Origin of the sequence: Pseudomonas sp. SJZ103 (genome assembly GCF_007828335.1) — a bacterium.
In the GTDB taxonomy this organism is placed as follows: Bacteria; Pseudomonadota; Gammaproteobacteria; order Pseudomonadales; family Pseudomonadaceae; genus Aquipseudomonas.
On the sequence record NZ_VIUN01000008.1, the window covers coordinates 254328 to 274228 of the forward strand.

General features: G+C 64.3%; 7 protein-coding genes and 1 pseudogene. 2 read left to right on the top strand and 6 right to left on the bottom strand.

The features are described 5' to 3' along the window. Positions 1 to 2: 2 nt before the first annotated feature. Complete coding sequence (locus FBY10_RS18900) at positions 3 to 14036, bottom strand: non-ribosomal peptide synthase/polyketide synthase (protein ID WP_145337235.1); 14034 nt, start codon at positions 14034 to 14036, stop codon at positions 3 to 5. A 211-nt stretch (positions 14037 to 14247) separates the two neighbouring features. Here FBY10_RS18900 and FBY10_RS18905 point away from each other — a divergent pair. Both FBY10_RS18905 and FBY10_RS18910 read left to right on the top strand, forming a co-directional pair. Beyond that, positions 14248 to 14498, top strand: a pseudogene (locus FBY10_RS18905) (type II toxin-antitoxin system HicA family toxin). Beyond that, the gene (locus FBY10_RS18910) at positions 14495 to 14860 is read left to right on the top strand and encodes a type II toxin-antitoxin system HicB family antitoxin (protein ID WP_131700177.1); all 366 of its coding nucleotides are present in this window, start codon (positions 14495 to 14497) and stop codon (positions 14858 to 14860) included. The pseudogene FBY10_RS18905 and the gene FBY10_RS18910 overlap by 4 nt, the downstream one beginning before the upstream one ends. A gap of 31 nt (positions 14861 to 14891) precedes the next feature. On the opposite strand, the gene FBY10_RS18915 is transcribed toward FBY10_RS18910, so the two are convergent. Genes FBY10_RS18915 through FBY10_RS18935 form a run of 5 tightly spaced genes read right to left on the bottom strand, consistent with a single transcriptional unit; the run spans position 14892 to position 19900 of the window. Continuing rightward, complete coding sequence (locus FBY10_RS18915) at positions 14892 to 16064, bottom strand: MFS transporter (RefSeq protein WP_145337234.1); 1173 nt, start codon at positions 16062 to 16064, stop codon at positions 14892 to 14894. Positions 16065 to 16104: 40 nt separating this feature from the next. Then, positions 16105 to 17460 (bottom strand): MATE family efflux transporter, encoded by a 1356-nt coding sequence (locus FBY10_RS18920; RefSeq protein WP_145337233.1) that lies wholly within the window; start codon positions 17458 to 17460, stop codon positions 16105 to 16107. Between the two features lie 37 nt (positions 17461 to 17497). Then, positions 17498 to 18490 (bottom strand): AAA family ATPase, encoded by a 993-nt coding sequence (locus FBY10_RS18925; protein ID WP_145337232.1) that lies wholly within the window; start codon positions 18488 to 18490, stop codon positions 17498 to 17500. Between the two features lie 3 nt (positions 18491 to 18493). Further along, on the bottom strand, positions 18494 to 19537 hold the full coding sequence (locus tag FBY10_RS18930; protein ID WP_131700172.1) for an aliphatic amidase: 1044 nt from the start codon (positions 19535 to 19537) through the stop codon (positions 18494 to 18496). A 15-nt stretch (positions 19538 to 19552) separates the two neighbouring features. Further along, positions 19553 to 19900: a zinc ribbon domain-containing protein gene (locus tag FBY10_RS18935; RefSeq protein WP_131700171.1), complete on the bottom strand. Its 348-nt coding sequence runs from the start codon at positions 19898 to 19900 to the stop codon at positions 19553 to 19555. Between the last annotated feature and the right edge of the window lies 1 nt (position 19901).

Consider the following 19901-nt stretch of genomic DNA (forward strand, 5'->3'; position numbering starts at 1 on the left):
GGTCAAATCGCCTCTAGTTCGCTCAAAAAGTCACGAAGGTCATCAAAATCTTCCGCAGTGCCTGCACGGAAGGTGGCAGCGGCCTGCACATAGGCGCGCAGCGTTTCGGTCTGGAACACTTCCACCAACGGCACTTCCAGGCCCAGCTCGGCCTGGACCCGCGATGTGATCTGGATCGCCAGCAACGAGTGCCCGCCGACTTCGAAGAAGTTGTCGTTCAGGCCCACCTGCGGCAGGCGCAGCACATCGGCCCAGATGGCAGCGATCTTCTGTTCCAGCTCGCTCTGCGGTGCGACATATGCTTGCTGCATCTGGCTCACATCCGGCTCGGGCAAGCCCTTGCGGTCGAGCTTGCCGTTGGGGGTCAGCGGCATTTGCGCCAGGAACATGAAGTACGTCGGCACCATGTAATCCGGCAGGCGGGTTTTCAGGGCACGGCGCAGGTGGTCGCGGAACTCGGCTTCGTTGACCAGGCTGGCGTCGGCCGGCACCACGTAGGCCACCAGCTGTTTGCCGGTCGGGCCTTCCTGGGCCACCACCACGGTTTCGCCGACGTTGTCCTGCTCGCGCAGGCGCGCTTCGATCTCGCCCAGCTCGATACGGAAGCCACGGATTTTCACCTGATGGTCGACGCGACCGAGGTAATCCACCACGCCATCCGGGCGCCCACGGGTCAGGTCGCCGCTGCGATACACACGACTGCCGGGCTTGCCGAACGGGTCCGGCACGAAGCGTTCGGCGGTCAGCGCCGGACGTTCCAGGTAACCACGGGCCACGCCCTCGCCGCCCAGGTACAGCTCACCGGCGACGCCGATGGGTTGCAGGTTGACTTGCGCGTCCAGCACGTAGCCGCTGCGGTTGCCCAGCAGCGTGCCGATTGGCGCGTAGACGGCGCCGCAGGGGTCGCCTTTGCGCGCCTTCCACAACAGTGGCGTGACCACGGTTTCCGTCGGGCCGTAACCGTTGAACAGGTAGGTCGGCTTGAGCGCGCGCCAGGCCAGGTCATAGCTGGCCTGGGCCACTGCGTCGCCGCCAAAGCAGTAGACCCTAACCTTCGGCGGGTTGCCGTCACGCTCGGCATGTTCGGCCAACTGCTGCAGGTACACCGGAGGGAACACCGCCATGGTCACGTTGTGACGGTGCATCTGTTCGTAGGTGTACTCGGGCAGCCATAGGCTGTCGTCACGGATCAGCACGCTGGCGCCGTTGATCAGCGGGTGCATCCAGCCTTCGTGGGAGCCATCGAAGGCGAAGGACATGAAGTGCAGTTCGCAATCGGCCGGCGATGTTTCATAACGCTCGCCGGTGGCGATGATATGCGCCACCAACGGCCCATGAGAGACCGCCACGCCTTTGGGCATGCCGGTCGAGCCGGAGGTGTAGATCACGTAGGCCAGGTTGTCGCCGTCCAGTTTCACCTGCGGTGCCGTGTCGCTGAAGCCTGCCCATTGCTCGGTGCGATCAATCGCCAGGCTGTCCAGGCCTTCGGGAATCGGCAGTTGCTGCAAGGCACTGGTGTGGGTCAGCAGCAACTTCGCACGGCTGTCCTGCATCATGTACAGCAGGCGATCACGCGGGTATTCGATGTCCAGCGGCACGTAGACGCCGCCGGCTTTCATCACCGCCAGGAACGCCACCATGATTTCGGCGCTGCGCGGCATGGCAATCGCCACACGCACTTCCGGGCCGACGCCACGGGCGATCAGAGCGTGCGCCAGGCGGTTGGCCTGGCGGTCAAGCTCGCCGTAGCTCAGGGTTTGCGCGTCGAATTTCACCGCGACTGCATCCGGTTTTTCCCGGGCGCGGTCGGCGACCAGTTCGTGCACCAGGCGCTTGGCCGAGAAGCCGGCGTCGGTCTGGTCCCACAGTTGAAGAATGTGTTGTTGCTCATCCTGGCCGAGCAGGTTGAGTTGGCTGATGGCTTGCTGTTGGTCGGCAACCATCGCCTGCAACAGGTTTTGCCAGTGGCCGGCCATGCGCTCAATAGTGGCTGGGGCAAACAGATCGGTGGCGTAGCTCAGGGAGGCACGCAGGGTCGCCTGACTTTCCTCCACATCCAGTGCCAGGTCGAACTGGGCCACGCCTTCATCCCAGCTCAGCACCTCGACATCCAGTTCGGTGAGGCGCTGCAGGTGATTGGCTGCCGAGGTCACGCGATGGTTGAACATCACCTGGAACAGTGGGCTCAGGCTCATGCTGCGCTCGGGTTGCAGCGCTTCGACCAGTTGTTCGAACGGCAGGTCCTGGTGGGCCTGGGCTTCGAGGGAACGTTGGCGTACCTGGTGCAGCAGTTGCACAACGCTCATCTGCCCGTGGATATCGGCCTTGAGCACCTGGGTATTGACGAAGAAGCCGATCAGCCCCTCGGTTTCCAGGCGATTGCGGTTGGCAATCGGCACCCCGACACGCACGTCTTCCTGGCCGCTGTAGCGGTGCAGCAACGCCTGGTAGGACGCCAGCAGCACCATCGGCAACGTCACTCCGGCGCCCTGCGCCAGGCGACGCAAACCGGCCAGCAGTTGCGGTTGCAACTCGATGCCCAGGCGTGCGCCACGATGGCTTTGCACGGCCGGACGCAGGTAGTCGAAAGGCAATTCCAGCACCGGCTGCACGCCACCCAACTGTTCACGCCAGTAGGCCAGTTGACGGGCCTTCTCTCCCGCCTCCATCCATTGGCGCTGCCACACGGCATAGTCGGCGTACTGGATCGGCAAGGCCGGCAGGGTTGGCGTCTGCCCGTGGCTGAAGGCGGCGTACAGTTGCACCAGCTCCTCGACCATCAGTTGCATCGACCAGCCATCGGAGACGATGTGGTGCTGCACCAGCACCAGCACATGTTCGTCCTCGGCCAGGCGCAGCAACCGGGCCCGCAGCAACGGCCCGCGCAGCAGGTCGAATGGCTGCGCAACGACGTCAGCCACCCGTGTCTTGAGGTCGGCTTCATCGGTGTCGGCCAGATCGATTTCAATCAGGCCCGAGTCTTCAATAACTTGGACCGTGCCGGCGGCGTCCTGGCGCAAATGGGTGCGCAGGCTTTCATGGCGTGCGAGCAAAGTGTCGAAGCTTCGTTGCAGCGCCGCCAGGTCCAGCGGGCCTGTCAAACGCAAGGCGCTGGGGATGTGGTACGCGGCGCTTTCGGGGTCGAGTTGCCAGAGGAACCATTGGCGTTCCTGGGCATACGACAGCGGCAACGGCTGGCTGCGATCGGCCTTGAGCAGCGCCGGCGCGACCACGCCCTCCTCACCCAGGGCCACCACGAAGTCACCCAGCAACGGGTGTTCGAACAGGGTCTTGAGCGCCACTTCCAGCACCAGAGCCTGGCGTACCCGCGATACCACCCGCGTGGCCAGCAGCGAATGCCCGCCCAGCTCGAAGAAGTGGTCGTCGAGGCCGACCTGGGGTACGCCCAGCACCTCGGACCAGATCGCCGCGACCTGTTGTTCGCGCGGGGTGACGGCGGCCACATGGCTTTTCAGCAACAGGCGGGTATCGACCTTGGGCAAGGCCTTGCGGTCGAGCTTGCCGTTGGGGGTCAAGGGCAGGCTGTCGAGGAACATCACGTGCGCCGGCACCATGTAGTCCGGCAGGCGCTCACGCAAGGCCGCTGTGTAGGCGTGCGGCGGCTGTGCCGCAGACGTCACCAGGTAGGCGATCAAGCGGTCGTTGTCGGCGAGCACCACGGCTTCGCGAACGCCTTCATGCTCGCGCAGGCAGGCTTCGATCTCGCCCAGTTCGATACGGAAACCGCGCACCTTGACCTGATGGTCGACTCGGCCGATGTACTCCACCACGCCGTCGGCACGGTAGCGTGCCAGGTCACCGCTGCGGTACAGGCGCTCGCCCGGCGCGCCGTACGGGTTGGGCACGAAACGTTCGGCGGTAAGGGCTGGCCGCGCGTGGTAGCCGCGTGCCAGGCCGACGCCGCCGATCAGCAGTTCACCGGCCGCGCCCACCGGGCATGGGCTGAGCCCGGCATTGAGGATGAACAACGCGGTGTTGGCGATCGGTCGCCCGACCAGAGGTTGCGCCTCCAGCAGGCGATGGGCCGCCGACCAAATGGTGGTTTCGGTGGGACCGTAGAGGTTCCACACCGGGCCTTGCAGGTCGAGCATGCGCTGGGCCAGGTCGGCCGGCAGCGCTTCGCCGCCGCACAGGCACTTGATGCCGCGCAGCACGTCGGCACGCGGACTTTCCAGCAGCATGCGCCAAGTGGACGGCGTGGCTTGCAGCACGTTGGCGGATTGGGCGGTGACCAGGTCGATTATCGCCTCCGGGTCGAGCGCCAGTTCCTGGCCACTCAGCAGCACCGTGGCGCCGACTGTCAGCGGCACGTACAGCTCCAGGGCAAAGATGTCGAACGAGAACGTCGTCAGCGACAGCACCCGCGCCTGCGCGCCGATGTCCAGGGTGCCGGCCATGCCGCAGGTAAAGCTGCACAGCGCCTGGTGCGGCACCATCACGCCCTTGGGCTTGCCGGTGGAGCCAGAGGTGTAGATCACATAGGCCAGGTGGTGTGGCGTGACGCTGACCTGCGGGTTGTGTTCGTCACCGCCGGCGTCCTCGACCAACAGCACCGGCAGGCCTTGCGGTTGCACCAGGCGCCCGATCAGCGGCGACTGAGTCAGCAGCACCTGGGCGCGGCTGTCTTCGAGCATGAACGCCAGGCGATCGGCCGGGAATTGCGGGTCCAGCGGCACGTAGGCGCCACCGGCCTTGAGGGTCGCAAGCAGGCCGACCACCATGGGCAGGGAACGCTCCACATGCACCGCCACCCGCACGTCCGGGCCGACGCCCGCCGCGATCAGGCGATGGGCCAGGCGGTTGGCGCGGCGGTTGAGTTCGCTGTAGCTCACGGCCTCGCCGTTGAATTGCAGCGCGATGGCGTGCGGCTGCGCCAGGGCTTGCGCTTCGAACAACTGGTGGACACAGCGCTCGCGTGGGTAGTCGACGGTCGTGTGGTTCCAGTCTTCGACCATCTGCTGCCATTGCGATGGGCTGAGCATCGCCAACTCATCCAGGGCCTGGGAGGCATCGTTGACCACTGCGCGCAGCAGGTTCTGCCAGTGCACAGCCAGGCGCTCCAGGGTGGCGGCGTCGAACAGGTCGGTGGCGTAGGTCAGGGATGCCCAAAGGCCGTCGACGGACTCCTCGGTTTCCAGGTTGAGGTCGAACTGGGTCGTGTGACCGGTCCAATCCACCGGCTGCAGATCCAGGCCAGGCAGTTGCACCGGGCCGGCGCGCAGGTTGTCCTGGTGATTGAACATCACCTGGAACAACGGGTTATGGCTGAGGCTGCGTTCCGGTTGCAGCGCTTCTACCAGTTGTTCGAACGGCAAGTCCTGATGGGCCTGGGCCTCCAGGGCACGTTGCTTGACCTGGGCCAGCAACTGCTCGAAGGCCATCTGCCCGTGCAGGTCGGCCTTGAGCACCTGGGTGTTGACGAAGAAGCCAACCAGACGCTCGGTTTCCAGGCGATTGCGGTTGGCGATCGGTACCCCGACACGAATCTCGGCCTGGCCGCTGTAGCGGTGCAGCAAGGTCTGGAACGACGCCAGCAGGAGCATGAACAGGGTTACGTCCTGGCGCTGGGCGAGTGCCTTGAGTTCGGCCACCAGGGCGTTGTCCAGGTGTACCCGCCGACGCGCACCGCGATGGCTTTGCACCGCCGGGCGCGGGTGGTCCAGGGGCAGTTCCAGCACCGCGTGTTCGGTACCCAGGCGTGCACACCAGTAATCAAGTTGGCGTTGTTTCTCCCCGGCCGCCATCCAATCGCGCTGCCACACGGCATAGTCGGCGTACTGGATCGGTAAGGCCGGCAACGGCGCCTGGCCTTGATACAGCGCCAGCAGTTCGTCGACCATCACTTGCATCGACCAGCCGTCAGAGATGATGTGGTGCTGGGTGATCACCAACACATGGTGCGCGGCCGTGATCTCCAGCAGCATGACGCGCATCAGCGGGCCGTTGAGCAGGTCGAACGGACGTTGGATTTCTTGCGCGACCGCCTGCTCGATGGCCGAGTCTTGCACCTGCTGGCGTTGGATCACCACCGCCAGGTTTGGCTGGATGACCTGCCAGGTGTGCTCAGCCTCTTCCACGAAGGTGGTACGCAACGGTTCATGGCGTTGCACCAGTGCCTGGAATGCGTGTTCCAGTGCCGGGACATCCAGCTCACCGCGCAGGTGCAATGCGGTCGGTACGTGGTAGGCGGCGCTGCCGGGGTCCAGTTGCCAAAGGAACCATTGGCGTTCCTGGGCGAAGGACAGTGCCAACGGTCGGTCGCGCCCCAGGGCCACCATCGGGCGGGCAGTGCCGGCCTGCACCCCTGCGCAGGCCACCGCGAACGCTTCCAGCGTGGGCTGTTCGAACAACGCTCGCAACGGCACTTCCAGCTTGAGCTCGTGACGCACGCGGGAGATCACCTGAGTGGCCAGCAGCGAATGGCCGCCGCGTTCGAAGAAATGGTCATCGAGCCCCACCTGCTCGACGTGCAACACCGCTTGCCAGATCGCCGCCAACTGCATGTGCAGAGGGCTTTGCGGAGCGCGGTAGGCCTGCCGCGCCTGGCTCAGGTCCGCCAGCGGCAGTGCGCGGCGGTCAAGCTTACCGTTGTTGTTCAACGGCAAGGCATCGAGCACCAGCCAATGCCCCGGCACCATGTAGTCCGGCAAGGACTGGCGCAAGACCGCCGCCAGCGCCTGGGTATCCAGTGGCTGGCCGTGGGCCGCGACCACGTACGCCACCAACTGCGTGCCGGTGGCACTCGGCTGCGCAACGACGGCAGCTTCGCGCACCCCCGGCAGGGCTTGCAGGCTGGCCTCGATTTCGCCCATTTCGATACGGAACCCGCGGATCTTCACCTGATGGTCGATACGCCCCACGTACTCCAAGGCGCCCGCCTCGTTGTAACGGGCCAGGTCGCCACTGCGGTAGAGCCGCGCACCGGGCACCGCCGAAAACGGGTCCGGGAGGAAACGCTCGGCGGTCAACGCCGGGCGGTCGAAGTAACGCTGGGCCAGGCCGAACTCGGCGCCGATGCACAGCTCGCCAACGCCATCGGTGGCCAACAGTTCGAAACCGCTGTCGAGTACGTACAGCGAGCGGCCAGCGATCGCCCGGCCAATCGGCACGCCGAACGCATCACTGGCATCCGCCAGTTGGCACTCATGCACGCTGGACACCACGGTGGCCTCGGTCGGCCCGTAGGTGTTGACCAGGCGCACGCCGCCCAGGCCGGCCGCGTGCCAGGCGCGCAGCCCTTCCACCGACATGGCCTCGCCGCCTACATGCACCTGGCGCAGGTTACCCAGGGCACGACCATCGGCCGCGCACTCTTTGGCCAGCAGGTACCAGTAGGCCGCCGGCAAGTCAGCCAGGGTCACGCCCTGTTCGACGATTTCCCGTGCCAGTTGCCCGGCATCCCACAGTTCATCGCCACGCATGATCAACGCGGCGCCCACACACAGCGGCGGATAGCACTGTTCGACAAAGCCGTCGAAACTGAAGGTCGCGAACTGCAGCACGCGGTCCTCTGCACACAGTTGGCTGTAGACCTCGGCGCTGTCGCAGAATTGGCCGAGGGCCGCATGGTCGATGGCCACGCCCTTGGGTTGGCCGGTGGAACCCGAGGTGTAGATTACGTACGCCAGATCGGCAGCGGCAGCGTGGGTGAGTGGGTTGCTGGCAGGGTAGCCGGCCAGCTCGGTACCGGAGACGGTGAAGTCCAGGCGGGCCAGCCCTTGCGGCAGCGGCAGGTCGGCCAGTAACCCGGTTTCGCTGAGCAGCAGGTCCAGACGGCTGTCCGCCAGCATGTAGGCCAGGCGGTCGGCGGGATAGTTCGGGTCCAGGGGCACATAGGCCGCGCCGCTTTTGAGCACGGCCAGCAGGCTGACGATCAGTTGCGGGCCGCGCCGCGACGCCAGGCCCACGCGCTGGCCCGGGCCCACGCCCAGCGCCAGCAGACGATGGGCAAGCCGATTGGCACGTTCATTGAGCTGGGCATAGCTCAAGCGTGCTTCGCCAGCCTGCACCGCCAGCGCGTGCGGTGTGGCAGCGGCCTGGGCCGCGATGCGTTCGTGCACGCGCGAATGGCGCTGGGCCGCGCCCGGTGATTGGCTGAGGGCAAGCACGTCGCGTTGTGCGGTGGCGTCAAGCAATTGCAGGTTGCCAAGGGGCGCCTGGGCATCGGTGAGCAACTGCACCAGCAGGTGCTGCAGGTTGGCGCTCAAGCGGGCGACCTGCTCAGCGCTGAAGCGGGCCCGGTCGTAACTGAACTCCAGGCGCAGGCTGGCTCCCAACTCAATGCCCAGGGTCAGCGGGTAATGGGTGCGTTCATGGTTGTGCATACGGCCAAACGTCAGGCCTGCGGGCGCGCCCTGCTTCAGGGCCTCGGCCACCGGGAAGTTTTCAAACACCAGCAAGGTGTCGAACAATGCGCCCTGCTGGCCGGCCCAGCCTTGTATGTCGTACAGCGGCACATGCTCGTGGTCACGCAGGCTGAGGTTCAGGGCTTGCAACTCGTTGAGCCATTGGGCGACCGGCTGGGCTGGCGACGGCGCGCTGACAATGGGCAGCGTGTTGATGAACAGGCCCAGTTGCTGCTCGATCCCCGGCAGCGGTGCCGAACGCCCGGCGACGGTGGCGCCGAAGGCCACGCAATCCTGGCCGGTGTAGCGCTGCAGCAACAGGCTCCACGCCCCTTGCAGCACGGTATTGAGGGTGATTTTCTGACGACGGGCGAACTCGCCGAGGGCCTGTGTGAACTCGCCCTCGAGGATCAATTGATGCTCAGCCGTGCCCAGGCCATCGACCGGCGCGCGCAGCGCTTGCGCGAGCAAGGTAGGTGTTTGCAACGGCGCCAGGGCGGCTTTCCAGAACGTCTCACCCGAGGCTTGCTGTTGCAGCCAGCCCAAGTAATCGCGGAACTGCCCCAGCGGCGCGGGCAAGGCCTGGCCGGCATAGTGAGCGATGACTTCACCCAGCAACTGGGCGTTACTCCAGCCGTCCATGAGGATGTGGTGGCTGGTGAAGATCAGGTGCCAGGCGTTACCGGCACCCCGCACCAGCATCAGGCGAAACAGCGGCGCGGCATTGAGCGCGAAGCCCTTCTCGCGTTCAGCCTCGGCAAGCGCATCGAAGTCGGCATCGAGGTCTTCGATCACATGCAACTGCATGTCGACCTGACGCTGGATCACTTGATGCGCGCTGTCCAGGCCCAGCCAGTGGAAGCTGCTGCGCAGAATGTCATGGCGGTCCAGTGCCGCCTGCCAGGCGCGGCCGAAAGCCAACAGGTCAAGGCCGTCGATATCCAGGCGCAACTGGTTGATGTACGCCTGGGCTTCTGGTTCGTAGAGGGTATGGAACAACATGCCCTGCTGCATCGGCGACAGCGGATAAAGGTCGGCAATCGCCGGCCCCGCCACCGGCAACGCGTCCAGTTGCTGTTGGGTCAAGCGTGCCAGTGGGAAGTCCGAAGGGGTAACCTGCCCTGCCGGAGTGGCTCGGCAATGCTCGATCAAGGCCTTGAGCTCTGCCGCGTAGTCATCCGCCAACTGCTGCACCGTTGACGCCTCGAACATCTCGCGGCTGAAGCCCCATTGCAGGGCCAGTTCACCGCCGTACACCTGCCCTTCGACCGTCAGCCAGTTGGCCAGCGGTGCCTCGGCATCCTGGGCCTGGCCGCTGCCCTGGGTGGCCGGAATAAACAGCGCGGATTCGTTGAACTGGCGGTCGAACTGGCCCAGGTAGTTGAAGGTGATGCGTGGCACGGCCAGGTTCGCCAAGGCTTCGCGGGCCGCAGGCGGGCCGAGGTAGCGCAGCAGACCGTAGCCGATGCCTTTGGCGGGCACGGCACGCAGCTGCTCCTTGACCGACTTGATCGCGGCCGACAGCTCACCGTCGGCTTGCAGGCGTACCGGGAACAGGCTGGTGAACCAGCCGACGGTGCGGGTCAGGTCGACGCTGTCAAACAGGTCTTCGCGGCCATGGCCTTCCAGTTGGATCAGTGCGGCGTTCTGGCCGCTCCAGCGGCTGACCACCCGCGCCAGGGCCGTGAGCAACAGGTCGTTGACCTGGGTGCGGTAGGCCGCCGGCGCGTCCTGGAGCAGTTGACGGGTGTGTTCGGCATCAAGGCGGATTTCGAGCTTGCTGCCCAAGCGGTTTTGCAGGCCGCCCTGGGGGTTGTCGCACGGCAAGTCCGCGTCCACCGACTGCGCCTGCCAGTACGGCAGTTGGTCGTCCAGCGTGCGGGCATGGGCTTGCAACTGTTCGGCCCACAGCTGGTAGGCGCTGGTTTTGGCCGGTAGCGATGCCTTGCGGTAAGCCTGTTGCAGGTCTTCCAGGACGATACGCCAGGACACACCATCGACCGCCAGGTGATGGATCACCAGCAGCAGGCGCTGGCTGCCATCGGCCATGCGCACCAACGCGGCACGCAGCAGCGGGCCTTTCGCCAGGTCGAGGCTGCGCTGGGCCTCATCGCACAGCGCCGCCAGCTCATCGTCGCTGCCGGCGTGGGTTTGCCACAGGCCCGACTCGGTGACTGGCGCGGCATAGGCTTGCTGCCAGCCGTCGGCCTGTTGCACAAAACGCAGGCGCAAGGCGTCGTGATGGTTGATCACCTGAGTCAGGGCGGCTTCCAGGCGTGCCGGTTCCAACAGCTCGCGCGGGGTCAACAACAACGATTGGTTCCAATGCTGACGCATAGGGATCGCCTGGGCGAAAAAGCCCTGCTGCACCGGGGTCAGGATCACCTCGCCGCTGGCAGGGCCTTGGTCGATCACAGTGGTTTGCTCGAAGCTTGCCACCAATGCCAGGCTGCGCACGCTCTGGTACTGAAACAGGTCGCGTGGGCTGAGGCGAATCCCCGCCTGGCGCGCGCGGCTGACCACCTGGATGGAGATGATCGAATCGCCGCCCAGCTCGAAAAAGTTGTCATCCAGACCGACTTGCTCGACACCGAGCACATCGCTCCAGATCGCCGCCAGGGCTTTTTGCAGGGTGTTTTCCGCAGCGACATACGCCTGTTGCGGCGCAGTATCGGGCACCGGCAGGGCTTTGCGGTCGAGCTTGCCGTTGGCGGTCACCGGCAGCTTGGCCAGGTGCACCAGGTGGGTCGGCACCATGTATTCCGGCAGGCTGCCGAGCAGCCAGGCCTTGAGGTCGGTGGGCGCCTCGCCCTCCAGCACCAGGTACGCCACCAGTTGCTTGCCTCCGTGTACCAGCACCACCGCCTCACGCACCGCCGGGTGTTGCATCAGGCGCGTCTCGATTTCGCCGAGTTCTATTCGCAGCCCGCGCAGCTTGACCTGGTGGTCGAGGCGGCCAAGGTATTCGATCACACCGTCGTCACGCTGGCGCACACGGTCGCCGGTACGGTACAGGCGCGCGCCGTCACCGAAGGGGCTGGGCACAAAACGTTCGGCGGTCAGTGCCGGACGGCGATGGTAACTGCGGGCCAGGCCGGTGCCGCCCAGATACAACTCGCCGGACACGCCGGCAGGCACCGGGTTGAGCTGCGCATCGAGCACGTAGGTGCCAAGGTTGGCAATCGGACGGCCGATGGGCACGGCGTCACGGCCTTCGTCGATGCAGGTCCAGTGGGTCACGTCGATGGCCGCTTCGGTCGGGCCGTAGAGGTTGAACAAGCCGGCCTGGGGCAGCTTGGCGAACACCTGCAATTGCGCGTCCAGGGGCAAGGCTTCGCCACTGCACACGATGCGCTTGAGGCTTATGCAGGCCTGCACGCCTGGTTCATGGATAAACGCCTGGAGCATGGACGGCACGAAGTGCACGGTGGTGATCGCGTGCTCGCCGATGGTCTCGATCAGCCGCGCCGGCTCGCGGTGTTCGCCAGGGGCTGCGACTACCAGGCGGGCGCCGGTCATCAGTGGCCAGAAGAACTCCCATACCGACACGTCAAAGCTGAACGGGGTTTTCTGCAGCACCGCGTCACTGGCATCGAGGCCGTAGGCCTGTTGCATCCAGCACAGCCGGTTGACCAGTGCGCGATGGCTGTTGCCGGCGCCCTTGGGCTTGCCGGTGGAACCGGAGGTGTAGATCACATAGGCGAGGTTCAGCGCGTGGATGTCGACGGCGGGCGCTGTGACGCTGTAACCGTCGAGCCAGCCTGGCGCCTGGTCGAGGAGCATCACCCGAATACCTTCGCCAGGCAGCAGCGGCAACAGGCTGTGCTGGCTGAGCAGCAGCTGGATGCCGCTGTCTTCGATCATATAGGCCAGGCGTTCCTGGGGATATTCGGGGTCGAGCGGGACGTAGGCGCCGCCGGCCTTGAGAATGGCCAGCAGGCCGATGACCATCTCAAGGGAGCGCTCAACGCAGATACCCACCAGGGCGTCAGGGCCGACCCCCTGCTCGCCCAAGGCATGGGCCAATTGGTTGGCGCGGGCGTCGAGTTGCGCGTAGGTCAGCGTGGTCGCGCCGAACACCAGCGCCGGCGCATCCGGTGTGCGCTGCACCTGGTCTTCGATCAGGTGATGAATACCGCGCTCGGTCGGATACGCTTGCGCGGTCTGGTTCCAGGCGTGCACCAGCATGTGTTGCTCATCGGCGGCCAGCATCGGCAGTTCACCAATGCGCTGCTCGCCATCGGCGACCATGGCCTGCAACAGGCTGATCCAGTGGCGCGCCATACGCGCGATGGACGGCGCGTCAAACAAGTCATTGGCGTAGGTCAGCGCAGCGTGCAGGGTGCCGGATTTTTCATAGGTGTCGAGGGTCAGGTCGAACTGGGTGGTGCGGCCTTGCCACTCCACCAGGGCCAGTTCCAGGCCGGAGGCGGTGCTGACCGAGGCGATATCGGCCACCACCGGCTGATGGTTGTACATCACCTGGAACAGCGGCGTATGGCTGAGGCTGCGCTCGACATTCAGGGCTTCCACCAGGCGCTCGAACGGCAGCTCCTGATGGGCCTGGGCGCCGAGGGCATGCTCCTTGATCCCTTGCAGCAACTCGGTGACCCGGGTTTGCCCGCTCAGCTCAGTGCGCAAGACTTGCGTGTTGACGAAGAAGCCGATCAGCCCCTCGACTTCCGTACGGTTACGGTTGGCGATCGGCACGCCGACGCGGATATCGCCCTGGCCGGTGTAGCGATGCAGCAGCACATTGAAGGCGCCGAGCAGCAGCATGAACAGGGTGACGTTGTGCTGTTGCGCGCAGGCGCGCAACAGCGCGGCCAGCGTCGGGTCAATCGCGAAGGTGTGGCGGGTGCCCTGATAGCTGGGCATGGCCGGGCGCGGGTGGTCGGTGGGCAGTTCCAGCACCGGATGCTCATCACCCAGGCGCGCCTGCCAGTATTCCAATTGACGGGCCTGCTCCCCCGCTTCCAGCCAGCGCCGCTGCCACAAGGCGTAGTCGCTGTACTGGATCGGCAGCGCCGGCAATTGCGGCGCTTCGTTGCGCTCGTGGGCGTCGTAAAAACGGATGAACTCGTCGATCAGCACGTTCATCGACCAGCCATCGGAGACGATATGGTGCAGGGTCAGCAGCAGCACGTGCTCCTGGGCATCGAGCTTGAGCAGTTGCACGCGCAGCAGTGGGCCGTGCTCCAGGTCGAACGGCAGCAGCGATTGGCGGGTGGCCGCGTCGTTGACGGCGTGTTCGCGTTCGGCCGGGGCCAACGCCGTTAGATCGAGCTGTTCAATGGCCAACGACGGCGCTACGGCCACCTGCATCAAGCGTTCATCGGCCTGGCGCTGGAACACCGTGCGCAGGGTTTCGTGCCGGGCCACAAGGCTGGCGAACGCCTGCTCCATGGCGCCAAGGTTCAGCGCACCCTTGAGGCGCACCGCACCCGGCAGGTTGTAGGCGCCGCTGCTCGGGTCCAGTTGCCAGAGAAACCACATGCGCTGTTGCGCGTAGGACAGCGCCTGGCGGTCCTCTGCCTCCACGCCGGCCGGAATCGGAAACCGCGAAAAATCCACCCCTTCTTTCTGCAGTGCCTGCAGGAACAGCTGGCGTTTTTCCAGGGGCAACCCGATAAACCGGCGAGCAAGTTTCAAGGAGTCTTCAGCATTCATTTGTTGGAGTCCGGAGCAATAGGCAGGAAGCACAAAGGCACGTCGTCCCTATAAAACGAACCGGACAGGGAAAAATTAGCGGGGGATGGGCGGCGTAGAGCGAGCTGTGATCAGGGGTTACATCAATCCCCGGGAAAGACACACGAACCCCAGCTAGCATTGACGAACACCACTTTTTTGCAACTACATCTAGTTACACGCAGGGAGCGCCGTGTCCAAAAATGAAAAGCTGCTCGCCAAATGGCTCAACGAGCAGATGGCATTTACCTGGCCAGAGCTCGTCACGCTGCTGCGTCGTCTTGGCTACACACAGATTGAGGGGCTGGAAGCCGCGTCAAGTTCGACCTCGGCGATCCGGGTGCAATGAGCACCTTGCACAAGCCTCATCCCGGCAACGAACTGAAACACTACATTCGGCGCCAGATCATCGAACAATTGAAATCAGGAGAACTGATTCAGTGAACAACCAACTGAAACACAATGGCTACATCGGCTCTATCGAAGCCAGCCTCGAAGACAACTGCCTGTTCGGCAAGATCCTGTTCATCAAGGCACTGGTGAGCTACGAAGGCAAAACCGTCGCCGAACTGGACGCTGCATTTCGCGAAGCTGTGGACGACTACCTCACTACCTGCCAGGCCCTTGGGCAAACACCGGAGAAGCCGTGCAAAGGCTCTTTTAACGTGCGGGTCGGCCACGATCTTCATCTTGCCGCCGCCCTTGAAGCGACACGTAAAAAGGTGACCCTGAACGACCTGACGCGCCAGGCGCTGAACGAATTCCTGCAACATCACCGAGCGGACTCCGGCCCCCTGATTGGCTGACGTTTCGACGTTTCATTGTGGGTTATGACGCTCAACCCAACCGCCGATACCCCAGCACCGCTGACCCCATCACCACCGCCCCCGCCGCCAGCGCCACCCAGAATCCGCTGGCGGCACCAAAATGGTCGATCATCCAGCCGGAGCTGGCGGCACCGATGGCCACGCCGATGCTCAGGCCGGTGATCAGCCAGGTCATGCCTTCGGTCAGGCGGCTCGCGGGCACGATCTTTTCCACCAGGGCCATGGACACGATCAGGGTCGGGGCGAAGAACAGTCCGGAAATGAAGATGGCCACCGCCAGGCCCGGAATGTGGGTGACCAGCAGCAACGGCAAGGTGGTCAGCGCCGTGGCCACGCCGCAGAACAGGAACTGCCGGGGCAACGGCGCCTTGAGCTTGAGGGTGCCAAAGGCCAGGCCCGCCAGGCACGAACCGATGGCGTACACCGAGAGCACGATGCTTGCCGCCGCCGGCTGGCCCTGGTGCTGGGCAAAGGCCACGCTGACCACATCCACCACGCCCACGATCACCCCCATGGCCAGCAGCAGGATCATCAGGATCAGCACCGACGGTGACGCGATCAGCCAGCCCCGATGGTGAGCGTGGTGCTCATGCACCGGGGGTTCGGTCGCACGTTGCATCACAAAGGTGGTAACGCCAACCGCCAGCAGCAGCGCGGCCACCAGAGGGCCGGCTTCGGGGAACAGCACCACGCTCAAGCCCACCGAAATCGGTGGGCCGATGATGAAGCACACCTCATCCAGCACCGATTCCAGGGCGAATGCGGTCTGCAGCTTAGGCTGGCCCCGGTACAGCTCGGTCCAGCGCGCCCGCACCATGGCTGACATATTCGGCATGCAACCCGCCAGGGCAGCAAACAGGAACAACGTCCAGGTCGGCGCCTGCAACCGCGTGCACAGCAACAGCATCAGCAGCGCCCCGCCGCCGATCAAGGCGGCAATCGGCAGCACCCGGCCTTGGCTGTACCGATCCACCAACCGTGACACCTGCGGCGCGCAAAACGCCGTGGCCAGGGCGAACACCGCCGCCACCGATCCGGCCAGGCCATAGCCGCCGTGCACCTGGGAGAGCATGGTGATCAGGCCAATACCGGCCATGGACACCGGCATGCGCGCCAGCATGCCGGCCCATACGAAGGCCCGGGCACCGGGGACCTGGAACAACTCGGCGTAAGGGTTTGCCATGATTTAAACGTCTTCTGTCCTTAAATTGCGCATCCTTTTATCACACCAACCGCTTGATCTGCTTATGCCGCCACACCAACCGGTAATACGCGATCTGCAACCCCAGCATCGCCAGGTACGTCACCGGGAACGCCATCCACACGCCTTCCAGGCCGAAGTGCGCATTCAGCAGGTATGCCATCGGCAGCTCGACACACAGCACGCAGAAGATCGAAATCGCCACTGGCATCAGCACCACGCCGCTGGCGCGCATGATCCCACCGATCACGGCCTGGAAGCCGAATACGAGGATGCTCCACAACATGATGTGCAGCAGGTGTTCGGCGTTGATCCGCGCGGCATCGTCGGTGATGAACAGGCCCAGCAACCAGTGGGACAACCCATAACCCAGCACGATCAGGCCACCTGTCAGGCACGTATTGATCAACAGCCCGGTGCGCAGAATCGGCCCGATACGCTCCAGGCGCCCGGCCCCAATCGCTTGGGCCCCGAGGATCGAGGCGGTGATGGCGATCGACAGCGCCGGGAATTGCACGTAGTTGACGATCTGCGTCACCGCCCCATAGGCCGCCGTGGCCTGGGACCCGTGGCCGTTGACCAAAGCCAGGATGACCAGCTCCGACAGCGACAACACCACCATCTGCAAGCCTGTAGGCAAGCCGATGCGCAGGACTTTGCCGAGGATGACGCGGTCCAGGCGCAAGGCCGCGAGCAGTTCGCGATCCGGCGCCATCACATGGTTTTTATGGCGCAGGCGCAGGACCAGAAACAGCATTGCCGAGGCATTCCCCACCAGGCCTGCGTACACCGCGCTCTGGATACCCAGGGGCGGCAGGCCGATCCAGCCGCGAATCAGCGCCGGGGTCAACAGCAGGCCGACCAGGGTCGAGACCATCAGCGCCAGCAGCGGCGAGATCGTGTCGCTGACACCGCGCAACAGCTGGGTGTAGAGGATAAACACCAGCAGCAGCGGCATGATCAACATCATCATCTGGGCATAGCCCACTGCATCATCGAGTACATCAATCGGTGTGCCCAATGCCTGCAACGCCGGGCGCGCAAACAGGCTGCCCAGCACCGCTGCGATCAGACCCACCAGTGCGCCGAGGGTCAGGGTGGCGCCGGTAATCGCCTTGACCATCCCGGTTTCCTGGGCACCCCACGCCTGGCCAATCAGCACCGAGGCGCCCGCCCCAAGGCCGATCACCAGGGCAATAAAGAAAAACACGATGGGAAACATCCCCGACACCGCCGCCAACGCCTGGGTGCCGAGCATTTGCCCGACATAAATGCCGTTGAGGGTGCCGGAAAAGCTTTGCAGGAAGTTGGACAGCACCATCGGTGCCAGAAAGATCAGGTAGATCTGCCACAGCGGGCGTTGCACAGGGCTTTGCATGAAAAACGGGGCCTCGGAGAACTAAAGCGTCCGAGGGTTATACCGTAATTGGATCCGATCTTCCTGTGCTTTGTCCTTGTACCGCGTCCACCACCAGGCAGGCATTGCGTACCGTGGCATTCAGGCGCAGGGCATTGCCCTGCAAGACGCATTCGGCAATCGCCGGCTCCAGCTCCACCCGCAAACGCCGGCCCAGCGCACGTGCGCCGAACCGCGCATCGTGGTGACGGCACAGCCAGGCCCGCGCGTGTTCATCCAGCACCAACGAGCACTGTTGCGCCGCCAAGCGCTGATTGAGTTTGCCCAGCTCCACCTCCAGCAGTGCTTCCAGCCACTGAGCGTCGATGGGTTCGAACATCAGGATGCGGTCGATACGATTAAGGAACTCCGGTTCAAAATGACCATGCAGCGCCTCTTCCAATACAGCCGCCTCATCCCGGACAAATACCCGCAGCAACCGACGCCAACCTTGGGCGAACCGCTGACGATGACGACGCGCCTGCCGCGCGCCGATATTGCTGGTCATGAAGATCAGGCAGTTGCGAAAGTCCAGGGTGCGAGTGCCTGCAGCCAACGTCAGTTGGCCGTTTTCCAGAATGCCCAGCAGGCTGCGCAGCACTTCCTGGCTGGCCTTTTCCAGTTCGTCGAACAGCACGATGCCAGGTCGGCTGTAGGTACCCTGGATCAACTCGCTGTTGAACAGGCTGATACCCTCCTTGCTGCCCACATAGCCGGGGGGCGCGCCAGTGAGCGCAGCGGTGTAATGTTCCTGGGCCAGGGTGTGCATGTCGATGCGGCAAAAGCCGTCGGCGCGGCCGTGCAGCGCCTGGGCCAGCAGGCGCACGACCTCGGTCTTGCCCACACCGGTCGGGCCCATGAACAGATTGACGCTTAGCGGTCGATCACGCTCACCGATATCCGCCTTGACCACCTTGAGCAAGCCTTCCACCTGAGCCAGTGCAGCGTCCTGGCCGACGATCCGGCTGCGCAACAACGCCATCACCTGCGCCGGTTCAAAGGTAAAGCGCATGCGCTACTCCAGCGTCTTTTCTTTACCGCCATGGGGCAATTGCCCCACCGGGCACTCGGCCACGCCCACCGTGCTGCGGGTGATTTTCTCCACATTCTCCTGCGCCTTTTGCGCATCCAGCACCCAGGTACGGTAGAACTCGAACGGACAGTCGGCCACGCCCTTGTCGCCATCGCCCGAGGCATGCATACCGGTGTAGCCGCGGTGCAGCAGCTTGAACAGATGGTTCTGCGACTGGTCATTGGCTCGCGCATCGCGAATCTGCGACACCGACAATTGCGCGTACTGGATGCCCATCTCCTCCTCACCGCACTCGCCCAACGTGCGCCCGTCAAAGCCGATGATCGCCGAGTGACCGAAGTACGAATACACCCCATCGAACCCAGACGCGTTGGCCACCGCCACGTAGCAGTTATTCGCCCAGGCCATGCTCTTGGACATCTGCACCTGCTGCTCCTTGGCCGGGTACATATAGCCCTGGCAGCGCACGATCAGCTCCGCGCCCTTCATCGCGCAATCGCGCCAGATCTCCGGGTAGTTGCCGTCATCACAGATGATCAGGCTGATCTTCATGCCTTTGGGTCCGTCGCACACGTAGGTGCGATCGCCCGGGTACCACCCCTCGATGGGGCACCAGGGGATGCACTTGCGATAGCGCTGCACAATTTCGCCGCAGTTATTGATCAATACCAACGTGTTATAGGGCGCCTTGTGCGGATGCTCCTCATGGCGCTCGCCAGTGAGCGAAAACACGCCCCAGGTATTGGCCTGGCGGCAGGCGGCCGAGAAGATCGCCGTCTCGTCGCCAGGAATACTCGCAGCGGTCGCCATCATCTCGTCGTGGTCGTACATGATGCCCATGGTGCTGTATTCAGGGAACACCACCAAGTCCATGCCGGGCAGGCCCTGTTTCATGCCGAGGATAATGTCGGCAATCTTCTTCGCGTTGTCGATGACCTCGGCCTTGCTGTGCAGACGCGGCATCTTGTAGTTCACCACCGCGACACCGACGGTGTCCGGGCTGCTGGAAATATCGCCATGACGCATTGCAGTGCTCCTGCTCTAGTGACTGATCATCCACGGCCGCGGGCCGGTCCTGGTCTTGAGGCCCAAAGGGTTGGCCTTGCTCGGCAGCTCCTTTTTGCGGGTGCCACAGCAACTGCATCCGGTCGGGTGTCGACGGCTTTCCTGATACTCACCGACGGTTTGCGGCGCGTTGGCGCTGCGCTCGTTGCCGGCGATGGCCTTGCGCTGGTTGGCCGACAGCGTTTGCAGCGCCGGGGCCGACACCAATAGCTGCCCGCCGGGCCCGGCGCAGTAAGGGCACTGGTTGGGCTCGTGGCGCTGGGCGATAGGCCGCAACATCGTGAACGTGCCGCAGGTGTCGCAGGCGTATTCGTAGGTCGGCATG